Source organism: Nostoc sp. CHAB 5715, assembly GCF_020829685.1.
Classification (GTDB): domain Bacteria; phylum Cyanobacteriota; class Cyanobacteriia; order Cyanobacteriales; family Nostocaceae; genus Nostoc.
Genome location: NZ_JAIVFR010001013.1, coordinates 1 through 2559 on the forward strand (window position 1 = coordinate 1; position 2559 = coordinate 2559).

Below are 2559 nucleotides of genomic sequence, written 5' to 3' on the forward strand. Positions count from 1 at the left end.
CTTTAAACCAACCTTGAGGGGTGCTATATGCAGAATTAGGCAACTCAAAGCCCCTTGGAGACTCAATTTGCCAATCGGGTGACTCAGCTAAAAATGCCGAAATTACTTGTTCATTTTCTGCTGGATGCAATGTACAGGTGGCATAAACTAGTACACCACCAGGTTTGACAAAAGTTGATGTATGTGTTAATAATTCTTTTTGCAGCACCGAAAGTTCACAGACAGATTCTGGTGTCTGTCGCCAACGAGCATCAGCATGACGGTGCATGGTTCCTAGTCCAGAACATGGAGCATCCAATAATACGCGGTCTGCGGTGTTTTGAAATTGGTTGAAGTGGCGGCTGTCACCAGTGTAAATTTGAATAGATTGTAAATTCAGCCGTTGAGAATTTTCTTGGAGTTTGCGAAGACGAGAAGGAGTGCGATCGCAAGCCCAAATTTTCCCTTTATCTCTCATTAACTCAGCGATGTGGGTTGTTTTACCCCCTGGTGCAGCACAGACATCAATTACCACCTCACCTGGTTGGGGGTCAAGCAAATGACTTACCAATTGGGCGCTACTATCTTGTACAGTCCACCAACCTTCTTTGAAACCAGGTAGTTTTTGAATTGATCCACTATTACTAATCAATCGTAAAGCTTGGGGTAAATCAGGAATCCGTCTCACCAAAATACCAGCAGATTGCAAAGCCGCCTCAACTTCTTCGATGGAAGTGCGAAGTGGGTTGATACGCAAGTCAATTGTTGGTGATTGGTTCATCCATTCACACAGTTGTTCTGTCTCAGCCAAACCCAGTTGTTCTAACCAAACTTGAATAATCCAATCAGGAAAGCTGTGTAAAATACCCAAGCGTTCCACTGGGTTTTCTGGAAGTTGTAACGGATCGGTGTGGAGAGATGAGGGGGATGAGGGGGATGAGGGAGATGAGGGAGATGAGGGAGATGAGGGAGATGAGGAGGATGAGGGGGATGAGGAGGATGAGGGGGATGAGGAAGAATTTACTTCCCTATCTCCCCCTGCTCCCTCATCTCCCCCTGCTCCCTCATCTCCCCCTGCTCCCTCATCTCCCCCTGCTCCCTCATCTCCCCCTGCTCCCTCATCTCCCCCTGCTTTTCTAAGATACTGTCGTAATAGACCGTTAACAAAACCCGTTAGTCCAGAAAAACCGTTTTCTTTTGCTAGTTGGACGGTGGTATTAACAGCAGCTGAGGCGGGAATACGCTCTTGATAGCGTAGCTGGTAGAAACCCAGATGTAAAATGGTGCGGAGGTCTTGTGGTTGTTGATGAGATTTCTTTTTGGCGAGTTGATCGATGAAACTATCAAGAGTGCGCTGCCTTCTGACGCTTCCATAAACTAATTCTGTCAGCAAGCGGCGATCGCTATCAGCCAAATTAACTTTTTGCAGCACTCTATCTAGGGCAACATCAGCATAAGCCCCCTTGTGAACATCTCGCAGGGCGATAAAAGCTAGTTGACGGGGGTTTGTCATGGAAACATTTATTTATTTAGGTTTATGGCTACTTAGTACTTGAGACTACACAATTACTGAGGAGCCACGCTTCGATGTGAATATTATTTGAAGAAAGTATATTTATAGTTTGAAGATATTGTAATTATTCTGTGAATCTACATATAAATTCGAGCAAATAAAAAAAACATCTGTAAGCTATATGAAGGGGCTACTTAATAAAATAGCGTAATAAATCATACACTCGTCATAAAAGCAATTTTAAATACTTGAGTCATTATCATCAGTACTGATGTCTATGACTGCACCATCTGGAGCTAGATGGGTTATTGGCGATTTTGCGTAAAAATTTTTACGTACCTAATCTGGTGTATCTCCATGTGTTAAGTGTTACTTTTTTGTCAGGAAAAAATATCATGAACTCATTGACTCAATTTTGGAAACAAGGCGTATTTACTCTGTTTGGTATAGGGCTATTAACTGCTCCTGCTCAAGCTATCAATATAACGACCACTAGCGATCCCAATGTTTTAGTTAATAACATTTTGAGTTCTGGTATCACAGTATTGAATCTAACATACAACGGTGCAGCACCTGCATCTGGAACTTTCACAGACGGCTTGTCCTCAGGAATTGGCATAGACAAGGGTATCATTCTGACTTCTGGCAATGCTACTCTTGCTCCAGGGCCAAATAATTCGGACAGCGCGACAGGTAATAATAGTTTCTTAGGAGATACTGACTTAAACGGCTTGAATCCTGGATTTAGCACTCAAGATGCGAGTGTTCTCACATTTGATTTTACTTCGGATACGGGCGATCTCTTTTTCAATTACGTCTTTGCGTCGGAAGAGTACAACGAATACTCCAATGGTAGCTTTAATGACGTGTTTGGTTTCTTTGTAGATGGGAAAAACATTGCCCTGCTCCCTGGAATCACCACGCCAGTTTCAATTAACAATGTCAATGGTGGCAATCCGTTAGGTACAAACGCTCAAAATCCTTTATTCTACAACAACAGCGTTACCAGCTTCATTATCAGGAACTAGCTTCACAATCGTATATGTATAAATTATATTTCATCGCAA

Annotated in this window: 2 protein-coding genes; one reads left to right on the top strand and one right to left on the bottom strand. The window is 42.8% G+C overall.

Features of this window, described 5'->3' with window-relative positions:
* The coding region (locus LC574_RS35125; protein ID WP_229458236.1) for a 16S rRNA (cytosine(967)-C(5))-methyltransferase at positions 1-1492 on the bottom strand (1492 nt) is incomplete at its 3' end.
* A gap of 395 nt (positions 1493-1887) precedes the next feature.
* Between LC574_RS35125 and LC574_RS35130 the strand changes: the two genes are divergently transcribed.
* A complete protein-coding gene (locus tag LC574_RS35130) occupies positions 1888-2520 on the top strand; it encodes a choice-of-anchor L domain-containing protein (protein ID WP_229458237.1) in 633 nt (210 codons plus the stop codon).
* Positions 2521-2559 lie beyond the last annotated feature (39 nt).

Excerpts from the sequence above, each read along its gene's own strand:
- LC574_RS35130 (WP_229458237.1), top strand. The coding sequence starts at position 1,888 with ATGAACTCATTGACTCAATTTTGGAAACAAGGCGTATTTACTCTGTTT.